The sequence below is a fragment of the Pseudomonas asiatica genome (assembly GCF_009932335.1).
GTDB classification, from domain to species: domain Bacteria; phylum Pseudomonadota; class Gammaproteobacteria; order Pseudomonadales; family Pseudomonadaceae; genus Aquipseudomonas; species Aquipseudomonas asiatica.
On sequence record NZ_BLJF01000001.1, the window covers coordinates 2,895,423 to 2,911,980 of the forward strand.

The window sequence follows — 16,558 nt, forward strand, 5'->3', positions numbered from 1 at the left end:
CAGGCTCTACAAAAAACTCACCCCAAGCGATGCCACTCGCGCTTGTCCCGCGTCAGCAATTCATTGCCGGCCTCGGGCCCGTCTTCACCGGCCGGGTACTCATGCACCTCGCCGCCCTGGGCCCAGGCATCGAGGAACGGCTGCACCGCGCGCCAGCCGTTCTCGATGTTGTCAGCCCGCTGGAACAAGGTCTGGTCACCGGTCAGGCAATCGTAGATCAGCGTTTCGTAGCCGGTCGCCGGGGTCATCTTGAAGAAGTCCTTGTAGGCAAAGCCCAGCTCGACATTCTCCATCACCAGCTCCGGCCCGGGGCGCTTGGCCTGCAGGTCGAACCACATGCCTTCGTTGGGCTGGATCTGGATCTTCAGGTAATTGGGCTTGGGCCGCTCCAGCTCCGACTCGCGGAACTGCGCATAGGGCGCAGGCTTGAAGCAGATGGCGATTTCGGTATCACGCACGCTCATGCGCTTGCCAGTACGCAGGTAGAACGGCACGCCGGCCCAGCGCCAGTTGTCGATCATCACCTTGAGCGCCACATAGGTCTCGGTCTGGCTATCCGCCGCGACGTTGGGCTCGTGGCGGTAGCCAGGCAACTGCTTGCGCCCCTGTTTGCCGGCGCCGTACTGGCCACGCACGGAATTTTTCAGGGCCATCTTCGCCGACCATGGGCGGATGGCGCCGACCACCTTGGCCTTTTCGCTGCGCACGGCATCGGCGGCGAACGCGGCCGGGGGTTCCATGGCCACCATCGCCAGCAACTGGAACAGGTGGTTGGGCACCATGTCGCGCAGCGCTCCGGTGCTGTCATAGAACGCACCACGGGTCTCGACGCCGACGGTTTCCGCGGCGGTGATCTGCACATGGTCGATGTAGTGGTTGTTCCAGAACGATTCGAACAAGCCGTTGGAGAACCGGCTGACCAGGATGTTCTGCACCGTCTCTTTGCCCAGGTAATGGTCGATGCGGTAGATCTGCCGCTCGCCCATCACCTTCAGCAGGCAGGCGTTGAGCGCCTCGGCGCTGGCCAGGTCGGTGCCAAAGGGCTTTTCCACCACGACCCGGCGAAAGCCGCCGGCCGATTCGTCGAGCAGCCCGGCCTGCCCCAGGCGCTGCGCCACCTCGGGGAAGAAGCGCGGCGAGGTCGCCAGGTAGAAGATGGCGTTGCCATGGCGGGTCGTGTCGATGCGCTTGGCGAGGGCCTGGTAGGTGGCCGGGTCGAGGAAATCGCCGGTCTGGTAATCCAGGCGCTTGGCCAGGCGTGCCCAGAGCTTCTCATCCAGGCACTTGGCCGTGCCCTCGCCGCCTTTGTCACGCTCGACCATGAACGCGTGCAGGCGTTCGGCGAATTCCTCGGCAGTGGCCGGGTTGTGGTCGACGCCAACAATGCGCAGGTTGCGGTCCAGCAGACCGTCACGGCTGAGGTTGTAAAGCGCCGGCATCAGCAGGCGCTTTACCAGGTCGCCATTGGCGCCGAACAGGAACAGGGTGCATGGCGGAGCAGCCGGAGTGCTCTGTTTGGTCATTCGGCTTTTTTCTCGACGTGGCCACCGAAGCCCAGGCGCATGGCCGAGAGAATCTTGTCACCATAGGTGCCTTGCTGCTGGCGCGAGCGGAAGCGGGCGAACAGCGCGCTGGACAGCACCGGCACCGGCACCGCCTGCTCGACGGCGGCGTCGATGGTCCAGCGGCCCTCACCACTGTCGGACACCGAGCCACTGAATTGCGACAGCTGCGGGTCGGCCACCAGCGCATCGGCGGTGAGGTCGAGCAGCCACGAGGTGACCACGCTACCGCGCCGCCACACTTCGGCGATTTCGGCCACGTTCAGGTCGAAACGCTGGTCTTCCGGCAGTTCGTTGCCGCCCTTGCTGCGCAGCAGGTCGAAGCCTTCGGCGTATGCCTGCATCAGGCCGTATTCGATGCCGTTGTGCACCATTTTCACGTAGTGCCCGGCACCGGGTGGGCCGGCATGGATGTAGCCGTGCTCGGCACGCTGGTGCTCGCCGCTGCGGCCATGGGTACGCGGGATGTCACCCACGCCCGGGGCCAGCGCCTTGAACAGCGGTTCCAGGCGCTCGAACACTTCCTTTTCGCCACCGATCATCATGCAGTAGCCACGGTCCAGGCCCCACACACCGCCCGAGGTGCCGACATCCAGGTAATGCAGCCCGCGCTTGGCCAGTTCGGCGGCGCGGCGCATGTCGTCCTTGTAGAAGGTGTTGCCGCCGTCGATGATCGCATCGCCCGGCTCCAGCAGTTCGGCCAGTTGGGCGATGGTCTGCTCGGTGGGCTCGCCGGCGGGCAACATGACCCACACCGCGCGCGGCGCTTTCAGCTTCTGTACCAGCGCACCGAGGTCGTGCGCACCCTGGGCGCCCTCGCCCTCCAGACCGGTGATGGCCTCACGGTTGCGGTCATGCACCACAGTACGGTGGCCTGCGCGCATCAGGCGCCTTGCGATATTGCCGCCCATGCGGCCCAGCCCGATGATTCCCAGTTGCATGAGCCGATGCTCCCCTTTCGAAATAAATGACAACACAATCCAGCTTTTCAGATTAGTCCAGCGTACCGCTCGAGGGTTCAGCGACGAACGGCGGGACCACGATAAACAAAAAAGTTCCCAAGACCTGCGAAAGAATTCAGAATGCGCCCGCGTGAAGCGTCTACGCTTTAACTTGTCACCAGCCAAAACCGCGAGGTGTGTCCATGGGTACTTTGATGCCTGCAACCCCAACCCAGACCCTCTATGTCTCCGTGCGCCGTGATGAGCTGCGTAAACTGAAGGACGAACGTGACCAGCTGCGCCAGCAGGTCGCCCAACTGAACCTGCTGCTGGCGCAACAACGCGCTGAAGACAAAGCTGTCAGCCTCTGATTGTACCTTCTTCTCGTGGGAGCTGAACGGCTCCCACCCTGCTTGTCTCTCTCTGATTCCTCTTTTCCAGGCCCGGCCTCTTCGCGGGCACGCCCGCTCCCACGAAGACTGCGAAAGAATCCAACATCTGCCTTGCGCCCCACTCTGGTGCATCAGCACCTGAAAGCCACAATTTGGCGCACCATCCCCATACCCCCGCCCGCACCTTTTCACATCCGGTCACAAACGCCAACGTTTGCGTCTATTCCGCGGCATGACAATAGTGACCAGCGGGTCACCTTTTCATCTATTTCTCTCCTACACTCGGGTTTCGGCCCGCCATTTGCTCAACGGAAGAGTGACGAAAAAAAGTCGAACTTTCCGGAACGCGGGCAGGTCAGGAACTAAGTAGGCCAAACGCAAAGGGACTTCCCTGCATCGGCCCACATACCCCACCAGCCCAATCGCCTTCGGCCGGAATGCCGATCGCGCCGTGCCTGCGTGCACGACCCTGGCGCATGGAACGCACTACGCAGAATCCAGAATCAGAGAGAACCAACACGAAACATCGCCACGGGTGCCAGCACCCGGCCAAGCATAGGGACGGAGAGAAGTATGATCAGTGCCGCTGTCGAGCCTCACGTAGATTCATTCAACCCGGACAACCGCGAACCGCTCACCCCGGACTTCGCCACGACAGGCAAGGCACCCGGCGCCCAGCGCCAGCACAACCGCAACAAGCGCAAGATTTTGTTCGTGACCTCGGAAATCGCCGACCTGGTGAAAACCGGTGGCCTGGGAGACGTGTCCGCAGCCCTGCCCCGTGCCCTGGCGCACCTGCACGATGTGCGGGTGCTGATCCCCGGCTACCGGCAGGTGATGGAAAGCGACAACCCCATCCACATCGTCGGTGAACTGGGTGGCCACGCCGCACTGCCGCCGTGCAAGATCGGGCGCATGGACATGGCCGACGGCCTGGTCATCTATGTGCTGATCTGCCCCGAGCTGTACCAGCGTGACGGCACTCCCTATGGTGCCAACAACGGCCGCGACTGGCCCGACAACCACATCCGCTTCGCCCGCCTGGGCCTGGCCGCCGCCGAAATCGCCGCCGGCGAAGGCAGGATCCACTGGAAGCCCGAAGTGGTGCACGCCCACGACTGGCCCGCCGGCCTGGCACCGGCCTACATGCACTGGCGCGGGCTGAGCACGCCAACCCTGTTCACCATCCACAACCTGGCCTACCAAGGTGTGTACAGCCGCGGCTGCAGCCCGGAACTGGCAATCCCCGAACACGCCATGCAGCAGGAAGGCATGGAGTTCTACGGCAAGCTGTCGTTCCTCAAGGCGGGCCTGGCCTACGCCAGCCACATCACCACGGTCAGCGCCACCTATGCCCGGGAAATCACTACCCCGGAATTTGGCTGCGGCCTGGACGGTTTCCTCGCCAGCAAGGCCCAGCAAGGCCTGCTCGGCGGCATTCCCAACGGCATCGACGAAAGCTGGGACTCGGCCACCGACAAGCACCTGCAGCACAACTTCAGCATCAACGACTGGGAAGGCAAGGCGCGCAATGCCCAGGAAGTGCGCGCGCTGTTCGAACTGCAGCCCTCCGAAGGGCCCTTGTTCGCAGTAGTTTCGCGCCTGGTCTACCAGAAAGGCCTGGACCTGACCCTGGGTGTGGCCGACTACATCGTCGAGCAAGGCGGGCAGATCGCGATCATCGGCCGCGGCGAGCCGGAAGAAGAGCAGGCCATGCGCGAACTGGCGCTACGCCACCCGGGCCGTATCGGCGTGCGCATCGGCTTCAACGAAACCGATGCCCGGCGCATGTTCGCCGGCAGCGACTTCCTGCTGATGCCGTCTCGCTACGAGCCATGCGGCCTCAGCCAGATGTACGCACAGCGCTTCGGCTCGCTGCCGGTAGCGCGCAAGACCGGTGGCCTGGCCGACACCATCGAGTGCGGCGTTACCGGCTTCCTGTTCAACGAGTCCACCGTCGAGAGCTATCGCGAGGCACTCAGCCGCGCCTTCTATGTATATGGCAAGAAGGACCTGCTGAATGCCATGCGCTGCCTGTCGATGACCCAACCGTTCAACTGGTGCCAGGCCGTGGAGCCCTATGCACGTCTGTACGAGGACCTGGTCAAGCAGGCGCAGCACAGCCACTACTGAACGGGGAGTTGAAGATGCACAGGCATGGCGCACACCTGCTGGACGCCACGTCGGCGCGCTTCGCCCTCTGGGCCCCGGATGCGCGCAGCGTGAGCGTGGAACTGGAGCAGCAGCCGGCCATCGAGCTGTTGCCCGACGATGATGGCTGGTTCACCGGCGTGGCCCCGTGCCAGGCCGGTGACCGTTACCACTACCGTATCGACGGTGCACTGAAGGTGGCCGACCCGGCCTCGCGCTATCAGCCCGATGGCGTGCAGGGGCCGAGTCAGGTGGTGAATGTGGCCAGCTATGCCTGGCGACACCCCTGGCAAGGCCGGCCCTGGCACGAGGCGGTCATACAGGAGCTGCATGTCGGCCTGCTCGACGGCTACGCCGGGGTCGCCCGGCAACTGCCGCGGCTGGCCGAACTGGGCATCAGTGCCGTCGAACTGATGCCGCTGGGGCAGTTCCCCGGCGAGCGCAACTGGGGTTACGACGGCGTGTTGCCCTATGCGCCGCAAAACACCTATGGCAGCCCCGAGCAGCTGTGTGCGCTGGTCGACCAGGCACATGGCCACGGGCTGATGGTGCTGGTCGATGTGGTGTACAACCACTTCGGCCCTGACGGCAATTACCTGCACCAGTACGCCAGCCCGTTCTTCCGCGAAGACCGGCAGACCCCCTGGGGCGCAGCCATCGACTTCCGTCGCCCGCAGGTGCGCGAGTTCTTCATCCAGAACGCCCTGATGTGGCTGTGCGACTACCGCTTTGACGGCCTGCGCCTGGATGCCGTGCACGCCATCGACCAGCCCGACTTTCTGGTCGAGCTGGCGCAAAGGGTACGCGCTGCGGTGGAACCGGGCCGCCACGTATGGCTGGTACTGGAGAACGAACACAACCAGGCCTTCCTGCTGGAGCAAGGCTTCGATGCCCAGTGGAACGACGACGGCCACAATGCCCTGCATGTGCTGCTGACCGGCGAAACCGAAGGCTACTACACCGACTACCAGCAGCGCCCCATCGACCAGCTGGCCCGCTGCCTTGCCGAAGGTTTCGTGTTCCAGGGCCAGGCCAACCGCCATGGCACGCCCCGCGGCGAGCCCAGCGCGCACCTGCCACCCAGCGCTTTCGTGCTGTTCCTGCAGAACCATGACCAGGTCGGCAACCGCGCCCTGGGCGAGCGCCTGACCCGTCTGTGCCCACCGCAGGCGCTGCGGGCGGCCACCGGGCTGTTGCTGCTGGCGCCGATGATTCCGCTGCTGTTCATGGGCGACGACGATGGCAGCTGCCGGCCGTTCCTGTTCTTCACCGACTTCCATGACCAGCTGGCCGACGCCGTGCGCGAAGGCCGGCGCGGCGAGTTCGCCCATTTCGCCGCCTTCGCCGACCCCGAGCAGCGCCAACGCATCCCCGACCCCAACGCCGAACAGACCTTCGAGGCCTCCCGCCCGCAAGCCGGGGAAGTGATCGCCGGCTGGCACGGCCTGTACCAGCACCTGCTCGAACTGCGCCGCCGCCATGTGATCCCGCACCTGCCCGGCAGCCGCGCGCTGGGTGCCGAAGTACACGGCGACAAGGCCCTGACCGCACGCTGGTGCCTGGGCAATGGCACCACCCTGCGCATCGACCTGAACCTGGCCGCCACCCCGCAGGTGGTCGAGTTGCCCGCGCCGGCCAACCGCCTGTTCGACAGCAGCGACACCCGGCACCCCGATACCCATCTGGCCGCATACAGCTGCGTGGTCAGCCTGCTTCCCCCTGCCCAGGAGCGCCCATGAGCGAAACCGCCCTGCACCGTCTGGCGAGCCGCGTCGGGCTGAGCCGCGACTGGATCGACGCCAATGCCCGGCCCCAGCGTGTCAGCGACGAGGTACTGCGCAACATACTTGAAGGTCTTGGCCACCCTGCCAACGATGACGCCGCCATCGCCGCCAGCCTGCGCGCCGTGGACGCTGCCGAAGACAGTGAGCACCTGCCGCCGCTGCTGACCGCCGACCTAGGCCAGCCATTGGCACTGGCGCGCTACTTCAGCGCCGCCAGCGTTGCGCACTGCACACTGGAGGACCACAGCGCCCTCACCCTCAGCCTTGACGACCAGGCCCGCCTGCCCGGTGCGCTGCCCATCGGCTACCACCAGGTGGAAATCGACAGCCGCCGCTTCACCGTGGCCGTGGCCCCGCTGCGCTGCCACAGCCTTGAAGACCGGGTGCAACAGCCGCCACCGCGCTGCTGGGGCCTGGCGGTGCAGCTGTACAGCTTGCGCCGCCCCGGCGATGGCGGCTATGGCGACTGCCTGGCCTTGGAACAACTGGCCCGCGCGGCTGCCGAACGCGGCGCCGATGCCTTGGCCATCAGCCCGATCCACGCCCTGTTGGCCATCGACCAGACGCACTACAGCCCCTACTCGCCCTCCAGCCGCCTGCTGCTCAATACCCTGTACGCCAGCCCAGCCGCGCTGCTGGGCGAGCGGGAGGTGCGCGTGGCCATCGAAGCCTGCGGCCTGGAGCAACAGCTCGAAGACCTTGAGCAAGGCCCGCTGGTAGACTGGCCGCGTGCCGCCAGCGCCCGACAGCGCCTGCTCGAAGCCCTGTACCAGGGCTTCAGCCAGGGCGACCACCCGCTACGCAAGGACTTCGACAGCTTCCGCAAAGCCGGTGGCCAGGCGCTGGAACACCATTGCCGCTTCGAAGTGCTGCAGGCGCAAGCCGTGGAGCATGGCCTGGGCGCCGACTGGCGCCACTGGCCCAAGGCCTGGCACGACCCATACCACCCGGAAGTGGAGGCCTTCACCAACGCCTACCCGGCCAAGGTCGAGTTCCATGCCTTCTGCCAATGGCTGACCGAACGGGGCCTGCAACGCGCCCAGGAAGCAGCGCGCGGCAACGGCATGGCGGTCGGCCTGATCGCTGACCTGGCGGTGGGCGCCGACGGTGCCGGCAGCCAGGCCTGGAGCCGCCAGGACGAGCTGCTGGCAGGCCTGAAGGTGGGTGCACCGCCTGACATCCTCAACCGTGCCGGCCAGGACTGGGGCATCTGCGCCTTCTCGCCTGAAGGGCTCAAGCGCAACGGCTACCGCGCTTTCATCGAAATGCTCCGGGCCAACCTCGCCCACGCCGGCGGCCTGCGCATCGACCATGTCATGGGCCTGCGCCGGCTGTGGCTGATCCCGCAGGGGGCCAAGCCCAGCGAAGGCGCCTACCTCAACTACCCGCTGGAAGATCTGTTACGCCTGCTGGCCCTGGAGTCGGTGCGCCACCAGGCAATCATCCTCGGCGAAGACCTGGGCACCGTGCCGGACGGCCTGCGCGAGCAACTGGCGGCCAAGGCCGTGCTGGGCATGCGCGTGCTGCCCTTCGAGCAGACCCAGCCCGGCCATTTCAAGCCGATTCTCGACTGGCCGGATAACGCCCTGGCCACCACCGGCACCCATGACCTGGCGCCGCTGGCCGGCTGGCTGGAAAACCGCGACATCGACTGGAACCACCGCCTGCAACTGATCGATGCTGCCACCGAACTGCACTGGCGCCACGAGCGGCAGAAGGAGCACGATGGTTTGCGCCGCACCCTGGAGGCCAACTACGGCACGCTGCCGAACAACGACGCGCTGATCGACGCTGCCATCCGTTACGTTGGCCACACCCGCGCACCGCTGGTGCTGGTGCCGCTGGAAGACCTGCTGGGTTGCGACGAGCAACCCAACCTGCCGGGCACCACCGCCGGCCACCCCAACTGGCGCCGACGCTTTGCCCGGCCGGTACGTGAACTGCTCGACGACGAAGACGCTGCGCGGCGCCTGGAACTGCTGGCCCAGGCCCGCGAACAGGCTTGGGAGCGTGACCGATGAAAGCGCTGACCGCGACCCTGCGCCTGCAGTTTCACAGTGACTTCACCCTCGATCACGCCGTGCCGTTGGTGCCGTACTTCGCCCAGTTGGGCATCAGCCACCTGTATGCCTCGCCCATCCTCAAGGCCCGCGCCGGCTCGCGCCATGGCTACGACGTGGTCGACCCGACCTGCGTCAACCCCGAGCTGGGCGGCGAAGCGGCGCTGCAACGGCTGGTCGCCGCCCTGCGTCAGCACGGCATGGGGCTGATCCTCGACACGGTGTCCAACCACATGGCCGTGGGCGGTGCCGACAACCCGTGGTGGCAGAGCCTGCTGGCCTGGGGTCGGCGCAGCCCGTATGCAGAGTTCTTCGACATCCAGTGGCACTCCAGCGACCCACTGCTGGCCGGCCAGTTGCTGTTGCCGTTCCTCGCCAGCGACTATGGCGTGGCGCTGAAAAATGGCGAGATACCGCTCGAGTTCGACAAGCACCATGGGCTGCTGCAGGTCGCCCATTACCAACACCGCTTCCCGATCTGCCCGGTCGACTATGGCTGGATTCTCGCCCTCAGCCCGGAGCCGGCGCTCAAGGCCCTGGCCGAACGCTTCACCGCGTTGAACGCATCGGCCACGCCGCTGGCCGACGCCCTGCCCCTGCAAGCTGAACTGGCGCGCCTGGCGGGCGAAGGCGCTGACCTCGAATCGGCTCTGGTGGCGTTCGACAGCCGCAGCGAGAATGGCTTCAAGCGCCTGCACCTGCTGCTGGAACGCCAGACCTACCGCCTGGCCAGCTGGCGTACCGCCGCCGACGACATCAACTGGCGGCGCTTCTTCGACATCAACGAGCTGGGCGGCCTGCGGGTGGAACGCGCGGTGGTGTTCGAGGCCACCCACGCCAAGCTGTTCGAACTGATCGAGCGCGGCCTGGTGGACGGCCTGCGCATCGACCATATCGACGGCCTGGCCGACCCGCGCGGTTACTGCCGCAAGCTGCGCCGGCGGGTAGATGGCCTGCTGGCACGGCGGCCGTTGAACGCCGCCCTGGGGCATTTCCCGATCTACGTGGAGAAGATCCTCGGTGCCAACGAGCACCTGCACCGCGACTGGCTTACCGACGGCACTACCGGCTATGAATTCATGAACCAGGTTTCGCTGCTGCAGCACGACCCGGCGGGCGAAGCAGCGCTGACCGAGCTGTGGGCCAATGTGAGCGAACGCCCCGACTTCCCCGAAGAAGTGCGTCAGGCCCGCCACCTGGTACTCAATGCCAGCCTGGCCGGCGACTGCGAGTCGGTGGCCCAGGCACTGTTGCAGGTGGCGCGCAACGACCTGATGACCCGCGACCTGACCCTGGGCGCGATTCGCCGTGCCTTGCAGGCACTGGTGGCGCATTACCCGGTGTATCGCACCTACTTCAATGCCTGCGGGCGCCCGGCAGAAGACGAAGGGTTTTTCCAGCAGGCCCTGGCCAACGCCCGCCTCGACCTCGGCGAAGCCGACTGGCCACTGCTCGAGCACCTGCAACAATGGCTGGGCGGGCAAGCCTGGCGCCGCCTGCCAGCAGGCCGGGCGCGCAAGCAGCTGCGCCACGCCTGCGTGCGCTTCCAGCAACTGACCGCGCCCAGCGCCGCCAAGGCCGTGGAAGACACCGCCTTCTACCGCAGCGCGCGGCTGCTGTCGCGCAACGATGTGGGCTTCGACGCCGAGCGTTTCAGCGCCCCGCTCGAGCACTTCCACAACGAGGCCCAGCGGCGCCTGCGCGACTTCCCCGACAACCTGCTGGCAAGCGCCACCCATGACCACAAGCGCGGCGAAGACACCCGTGCGCGCCTGGCCGTGCTCAGCGAGCGCGGCCCGTGGCTGGCCAGCCGCATGGAACACTGGCGCGAACTGGCCACGCCATTGCGCACGCAACTGGATGACGGCCCGGCGCCCAGCCCCGGCGACGAGCTGATGCTGTTGCAGACGTTGCTGGGCAGCTGGCCGCTGGACCTCGACCTGCACGATGACAACACCCTTGGCCAGTACGCCGAACGCATTCGCCAGTGGCAGCAGAAAGCCCTGCGCGAGGCCAAGCTGCGCAGCAGCTGGAGCGCGCCGAACGAAGCCTACGAAAGCGCCTGTGCCCGCTACATCGATGGCCTGCTGCTGGACGGCGAGAACCAGCAGCTGCGCAAGTCGCTGGCCGACGCCGCGCACCTGCTGGCCTGCCCCGGTGCCCTCAACGGCCTGGTCCAGGCCCTGCTGCGCATGACCACGCCGGGCGTACCGGACCTGTACCAGGGCAACGAATACTGGGATTTCAGCCTGGTCGACCCGGATAACCGGCGCGCCGTGGACTACGCGTGCCGGCGTCGCACCCTGGACGATGCAACGCCGGTTGCCGAGCTGCTGGAACACTGGCGCGATGGCCGCCTCAAGCAGGCGCTGATCGCCCGGGTGCTGGACTGCCGCCAGGCCCATGCCGAGCTGTTCCGACGTGGCGCCTACCTGCCCCTGACCGTGCAGGGTCGGCATTCCGACAAGGTGATCGCGTTCGCTCGCCTTGGCGAGGGCGAACGGGCCGTCATCATCGCGCCACGCCTGGCCAGTACCCTGCTGGCAGGTGCACCGATACCCCTGATCCCGGCACAGAACTGGGACGACACCCGGGTAAACCTGCCGTTTGCCTTGTCGCCTGCCAACTCGACGGGACTTTTCCCCAGTGCTGCGGTCAGCTCTTGCAGGGAGCTGATGTTGAGCGCCGTGCTGGCGGAGTTTCCGGTCAACCTGCTGATACAACAATCTTGAACATCAGGAGCGTCATGATGAGTGTTGATGAAAAACGTATCCGCGAATTTGCCTACCAGATCTGGGAGTCCGAGGGTAAGCCCGTTGGCCAGGAAGACCGCCATTGGGACATGGCTCGCAAGCTGGCCGAAGCCGAGGCACTGGCACCCAAGGCGGCGCCGCGCAAACGGGCCCCGGCCAAGCCCAAGGTAGCGGCTGAACCGGTCGAGAAGGCCGTGGCAGTGAAGAAAACCCGGGCGGTGAAAAAGCCGGCTGCCGGTTGAGCCTGTACCGGCCTCTTAGCGGGTGAACCCGCTCCTACAGGGATAGCGCCAGGCTTGAGGATGACGGTGTACCTGTGGGAGCGGGTTCACCCGCGAAGAGGCCGGTACAGGCCTACGCAGCTCCCTCCCCCACCACGGCAACAGAGGACCGCCATGAGCCCCCGCACCCCGAAGAAAACCCGCTCGGTCGCCCCGTCGCGTATCCGCGAAGGCCTGCCTTTCCCCCTCGGCGCCACCTGGGATGGCCTTGGGGTCAACTTTGCCCTGTTCTCGGCCAATGCCACCAAGGTCGAGCTGTGCCTGTTCGACTCCACCGGCGAGCACGAAATCGAACGCATCGAGCTCCCCGAATACACCGACGAGATCTACCACGGCTACCTGCCTGACGCTCACCCAGGGCTGGTCTACGGCTACCGCGTGCACGGCCCCTACGAGCCGGAGAACGGCCACCGCTTCAACCCCAATAAACTGCTGATCGACCCGTATGCCAAGCAACTGGTCGGCAGCCTGCAATGGTCCGAAGCACTGTTCGGCTACACCATCGGCCACCCCGACGGTGACCTGTCGTTCGACGAGCGCGACAGCGCGCCCTTCGTGCCCAAGTGCAAGGTGATCGACCCTGCATTCACCTGGGGCCGCGACCAGCGCGTGCAGATCCCCTGGGAGCGTACGATCATTTATGAGGCCCACACCCGGGGCATCAGCATGCGCCACCCGGCAGTGCCGGAAAAACTGCGCGGCACCTTCGCCGGCCTGGCCAATGACGAGTTGCTCAAGCACATCAAGGAGCTGGGCGTTTCCAGCATCGAGTTGCTGCCGATTCACGCTTTCGTCAACGACCAACACCTGCTGGACAAGGGCCTGAACAACTACTGGGGCTACAACAGCATCGCCTTCTTCGCGCCCCACCCGCGTTACCTGGCCAGCGGCAAGATCGCCGAGTTCAAGGAAATGGTCGCGCACCTGCACGACGCCGGGCTGGAGGTGATCCTGGATGTGGTCTACAACCACACCGCCGAAGGCAACGAGCGCGGCCCCACGCTGTCGATGCGCGGTATCGACAACGCCTCCTACTACCGCCTGATGCCGGACGACAAGCGTTACTACATCAACGATTCCGGCACCGGCAACACCCTGGACCTGAGCCACCCCTGCGTGCTGCAGCTGGTCACCGACTCGCTGCGCTACTGGGCCGGCGAAATGCACGTGGACGGCTTCCGCTTCGACCTGGCGACCATCCTTGGCCGCTACCACGACGGCTACAGCGAACGCCACGGCTTCCTCGTCGCCTGCCGCCAGGACCCGATGCTGAGCCAGGTGAAGCTGATTGCCGAGCCCTGGGACTGCGGCCCCGGCGGCTACCAGGTGGGCAACTTTGCCCCGGGCTGGGCAGAGTGGAACGACCGCTTCCGCGACACCGTGCGCGCCTTCTGGAAAGGCGACGAAGGCCAACTGGCCGACTTTGCCTCGCGCATGACAGCCTCGGGGGACATGTTCAACAACCGTGGCCGGCGTCCCTATGCCTCGGTCAACTTCGTCACCGCCCACGATGGTTTCACCTTGCGCGACCTGGTGTCGTACAACCACAAGCACAACGAGGACAACGACGAGAACAACCAGGACGGCACCGATAACAACCTGTCATGGAACTGCGGTGTCGAGGGGCCAACCGACGACCCGGCCGTGAATGCCCTGCGCATGCGCCAGATGCGCAACTACTTCGCTACCCTGCTGCTGGCCCAGGGCACGCCGATGATCGTCGCCGGCGATGAGTTCAGCCGTACCCAGCACGGCAACAACAATGCCTATTGCCAGGACAGCGAAATCGGCTGGGTGAACTGGGACCTGGACCAGGAGGGCGAAGAGCTGCTGGCCTTCGTCAAGCGCCTGACCCGCCTGCGCCTGGCCTACCCGGTACTGCGCCGCTCGCGCTTCCTGGTGGGCGACTACAATGAAGCGATCGGCGTCAAGGATGTGACTTGGCTGGCACCGGATGGCAACGAGATGAGCGTGGAGCAATGGGAAGACCCGCACGGGCGTTGCCTGGGCATGCTGATCGATGGCCGTGCCCAGGTCAGCGGCATTGCCAGGCCAGGCGCCGAGGCCACCGTGCTGCTGATCGTCAATGCCCACCATGACATCGTGCCGTTCAAGCTGCCGACCGTGCCCGAGGGGGATTACTGGAGCTGCCTGGTCGACACCGACCGGCCAGAGCTGCGCAAGGGGCAGCATCTGCACTTCGACAGCACCTTCGAGGTGAAGGGGCGGTCGTTGCTGCTGATGGTGTTGCAGCGTGATGAGGAGTGAACCTGAAACGCTGGTATGTGTCCCTTGTGTAGGAGCGGCCTTGTGTCGCGATCGGGCCGCACAGCGGCCCCAGCTATTCTTGCCTTGGTGCTGACAAACGGGGCCGCTGCGCGGCCCGATCGCGACACAAGGCCGCTCCTACAAGGATCCGCGCAAACCCGTTGACCGAGGAGTAACCGTGAACCCCGAAGCCGGCAGTAAAGGTTTCGCCAGTGTCAACCAGGCCCCAGCCGTGAAGCGGTTGCGGGTGCTGACGGTGAATACCCACAAGGGCTTCACCGCCTTCAACCGGCGCTTCATCCTGCCGGAACTGCGCGAGGCGGTGCGCAGCACCCAGGCCGACATCGTCTTTCTCCAGGAGGTGCTCGGCAGCCACGACCGCCACGCCGCGCGCTACCCCGGCTGGCCGCAGACCTCGCAGTACGAGTTCCTCGCCGACAGCATGTGGAGCGACTTCGCCTACGGGCGCAACGCGGTCTATCCTGACGGCCACCACGGCAACGCGCTGCTGTCCAAATACCCGATCATCGAACATCGCAACCTCGACGTGTCGATCACCGGCCCCGAACGACGTGGCCTGCTGCACTGCGTCCTCGACGTGCCTGGCCAGCATCAGGTGCATGCCATCTGCGTGCATCTGTCGTTACTGGAAAGCCACCGCCAGAAGCAGCTGCAACTGCTGCGCAAGCTGCTCGAATCCTTGCCCGCCGACGCCCCGGTGATCATCGCTGGCGACTTCAACGACTGGAAATCCCACGGCAACCGCACCTTGGGCCTGCAGCGTGACCTGCACGAGGCCTTCGAACGCCACCATGGCCACCTGGCCCGCACCTATCCTGCGCGGCTGCCGCTGTTGCGCCTGGACCGTGTCTACCTGCGCAACGCCGAAAGCCATGGGCCGCGGATTCTGGGGCACAAACCTTGGTCGCACCTGTCGGACCACCTGCCGTTGTCGGTCGAAGTCAGGCTTAGCAATCATTCTTCATAGCCGCAGCACGGCAAATAGCGAACCTGGCTATACCTAGCCGAATTATCTTGTGATTCAACAAGTTGAACAAAGCCACGGAACCTGAACACATCCTTCACGCTTTCTTGACGCAAGCGGCGCCCTCTCCTTAGCTGAACATATCTAGCAGTAATGATCTCGCGCAGGGCCTCTAGCTCGCGCCTTCGTGCGCGCTGCGAAAAGCCAGGCGTGCTGGTTTGGGTCGCCCACTGTTTTTGCCGTACAGCTCGTGACAACAGGCCAGGTCCTAGGGCTGTAACACAAAAACAAAGGAGATCCGCCATGAAAAGCACCTCGAACCCCTTGCGCTTCGAAAGCATTTTCTACGCGGTTTCCACGTCGCTGCTTCTGGCAACCCCGGTGGAAACTATCGCGTATGAACTGCAGGACGACCCGACCTCGCCCGGCTTCCTGCACCAACCGGCAGTACCACAGCTTACGCTCGACCCGGTCAGCGCCAGTGGCTTGAGTATCGGTACCTTGAACGCGTTCTCGCAAAAGATGAGCGAACGCCATGGGCAGCCTGCACCGGACCTGGTCGCCAGCCAGTGGGCGCAGTTCTTCCCCACCACCGCGCGCAGTGGCGCGCAGCCTCCAGACCAGCTGGAGGCCCCCAGCCAGCAACTGATGATCGGCCCGGACCTGTTCGTGCGTGAAACTGCAGCGGGCAATGTGCACCGCGCGGGGATCTTCGTGGGGCAAAACAACCTGCAGACCAACTTCAACGGCATGCGTCAGCTGTTGGGCGACAAGCAACGCAACGCCGTGAACCTCAGCGGTGAAAGCCTGGGGGTGTACTGGAGCATGACCCATGAACAGGGCTGGCACCTGGATGCCGTGGCCATGGGTTCGCGCATCGACGTCAATGGCCGTGGCGAGAACGGCCAGCGACTGGACGACAGCGGCCACGCGATGACCTTCTCGCTGGAAGGCGGCATCCCCATCGGCCTGGGTGGCGGCTGGGTGATCGAGCCGCAGGCGCAGTTGATCAACCAGCAGTTCTTCCCCGGCAGCCGGGCGCAGGAAGAGACCTTGCAGGCCTTCGACAGCCAGCCGAGCTGGAGCGGTCGGGTCGGTGCCAGGCTGTCCGGGCGTTATGAAGTACGCGGCATGCCGATCGAACCCTATGTGCGGACCAACGTGTGGTATGACTTCAGCAATGCCGATGAGGTGAAGCTGGACCAGGTCGACAAGATCTCCAGCTCGCGCTACTCGACCACGGTGGAACTGGGGTTGGGGCTGGTGGCGCGGGTGACACCCACGGTGGCGCTGTTTGTCAGTGCCGATTACAGCAGTGACGTCGACGACAATGATCTGAACGGGTTGATTGGCAGCCTTGGGGTGCGGATGCGGTGGTAGG

11 protein-coding genes are annotated in these 16,558 nt (G+C 65.3%); 9 read left to right on the forward strand and 2 right to left on the reverse strand.

Going from position 1 to position 16,558, the window contains the following annotated elements:
• Positions 1-17: 17 nt before the first annotated feature.
• Entirely contained in the window at positions 18-1,523 is a 1,506-nt protein-coding gene (gene zwf, locus GYA95_RS13490) for a glucose-6-phosphate dehydrogenase (RefSeq protein WP_015270994.1), read from the reverse strand.
• A complete protein-coding gene (gene gnd / locus GYA95_RS13495; RefSeq protein WP_137109124.1) occupies positions 1,520-2,554 on the reverse strand; it encodes a phosphogluconate dehydrogenase (NAD(+)-dependent, decarboxylating) in 1,035 nt (344 codons plus the stop codon). Before gnd ends, zwf begins: the two co-directional genes overlap by 4 nt.
• Before the next feature lie 152 nt (positions 2,555-2,706).
• Here gnd and GYA95_RS27665 point away from each other — a divergent pair, with 152 nt between their 5' ends.
• The 9 genes from GYA95_RS27665 to GYA95_RS13535 all read left to right on the forward strand — a co-directional run bounded on the left by GYA95_RS27665 (position 2,707) and on the right by GYA95_RS13535 (position 16,557).
• Positions 2,707-2,874 (forward strand): DUF6026 family protein, encoded by a 168-nt coding sequence (locus tag GYA95_RS27665; protein ID WP_015270996.1) that lies wholly within the window; start codon positions 2,707-2,709, stop codon positions 2,872-2,874.
• A gap of 594 nt (positions 2,875-3,468) precedes the next feature.
• Positions 3,469-5,028 carry a glycogen synthase GlgA gene (gene glgA / locus GYA95_RS13500; RefSeq protein WP_013973326.1) on the forward strand — a complete coding sequence of 520 codons (1,560 nt, stop codon included), beginning with the start codon at positions 3,469-3,471 and terminating at the stop codon, positions 5,026-5,028.
• 14 nt (positions 5,029-5,042) lie between these two features.
• Positions 5,043-6,785, forward strand: coding sequence for a malto-oligosyltrehalose trehalohydrolase (treZ, locus tag GYA95_RS13505; RefSeq protein WP_161551408.1), 1,743 nt, complete (start codon positions 5,043-5,045; stop codon positions 6,783-6,785).
• Entirely contained in the window at positions 6,782-8,851 is a 2,070-nt protein-coding gene (gene malQ, locus GYA95_RS13510; RefSeq protein ID WP_015270998.1) for a 4-alpha-glucanotransferase, read from the forward strand. Before treZ ends, malQ begins: the two co-directional genes overlap by 4 nt.
• Positions 8,848-11,622: a malto-oligosyltrehalose synthase gene (locus GYA95_RS13515; protein ID WP_015270999.1), complete on the forward strand. Its 2,775-nt coding sequence runs from the start codon at positions 8,848-8,850 to the stop codon at positions 11,620-11,622. Before malQ ends, GYA95_RS13515 begins: the two co-directional genes overlap by 4 nt.
• A gap of 14 nt (positions 11,623-11,636) precedes the next feature.
• Positions 11,637-11,885, forward strand: a complete 249-nt coding sequence (locus tag GYA95_RS13520) for a DUF2934 domain-containing protein (RefSeq protein WP_043935743.1) — start codon at positions 11,637-11,639, stop codon at positions 11,883-11,885.
• Between the two features lie 153 nt (positions 11,886-12,038).
• Entirely contained in the window at positions 12,039-14,192 is a 2,154-nt protein-coding gene (gene glgX / locus GYA95_RS13525; RefSeq protein WP_015271001.1) for a glycogen debranching protein GlgX, read from the forward strand.
• A 178-nt stretch (positions 14,193-14,370) separates the two neighbouring features.
• Positions 14,371-15,180, forward strand: coding sequence for an endonuclease/exonuclease/phosphatase family protein (locus GYA95_RS13530; protein ID WP_015271002.1), 810 nt, complete (start codon positions 14,371-14,373; stop codon positions 15,178-15,180).
• Positions 15,181-15,480: 300 nt separating this feature from the next.
• Positions 15,481-16,557 carry an autotransporter domain-containing protein gene (locus GYA95_RS13535; RefSeq protein WP_013973333.1) on the forward strand — a complete coding sequence of 359 codons (1,077 nt, stop codon included), beginning with the start codon at positions 15,481-15,483 and terminating at the stop codon, positions 16,555-16,557.
• Position 16,558 lies beyond the last annotated feature (1 nt).

Coding starts and splice junctions, on each gene's coding strand:
- zwf (WP_015270994.1), bottom strand. CDS start 1,523: ATGACCAAACAGAGCACTCCGGCTGCTCCGCCATGCACCCTGTTCCTG.
- GYA95_RS27665 (WP_015270996.1), top strand. CDS start 2,707: ATGGGTACTTTGATGCCTGCAACCCCAACCCAGACCCTCTATGTCTCC.
- glgA (WP_013973326.1), top strand. CDS start 3,469: ATGATCAGTGCCGCTGTCGAGCCTCACGTAGATTCATTCAACCCGGAC.
- treZ (WP_161551408.1), top strand. CDS start 5,043: ATGCACAGGCATGGCGCACACCTGCTGGACGCCACGTCGGCGCGCTTC.
- malQ (WP_015270998.1), top strand. CDS start 6,782: ATGAGCGAAACCGCCCTGCACCGTCTGGCGAGCCGCGTCGGGCTGAGC.
- GYA95_RS13515 (WP_015270999.1), top strand. CDS start 8,848: ATGAAAGCGCTGACCGCGACCCTGCGCCTGCAGTTTCACAGTGACTTC.
- GYA95_RS13520 (WP_043935743.1), top strand. CDS start 11,637: ATGATGAGTGTTGATGAAAAACGTATCCGCGAATTTGCCTACCAGATC.
- glgX (WP_015271001.1), top strand. CDS start 12,039: ATGAGCCCCCGCACCCCGAAGAAAACCCGCTCGGTCGCCCCGTCGCGT.
- GYA95_RS13535 (WP_013973333.1), top strand. CDS start 15,481: ATGAAAAGCACCTCGAACCCCTTGCGCTTCGAAAGCATTTTCTACGCG.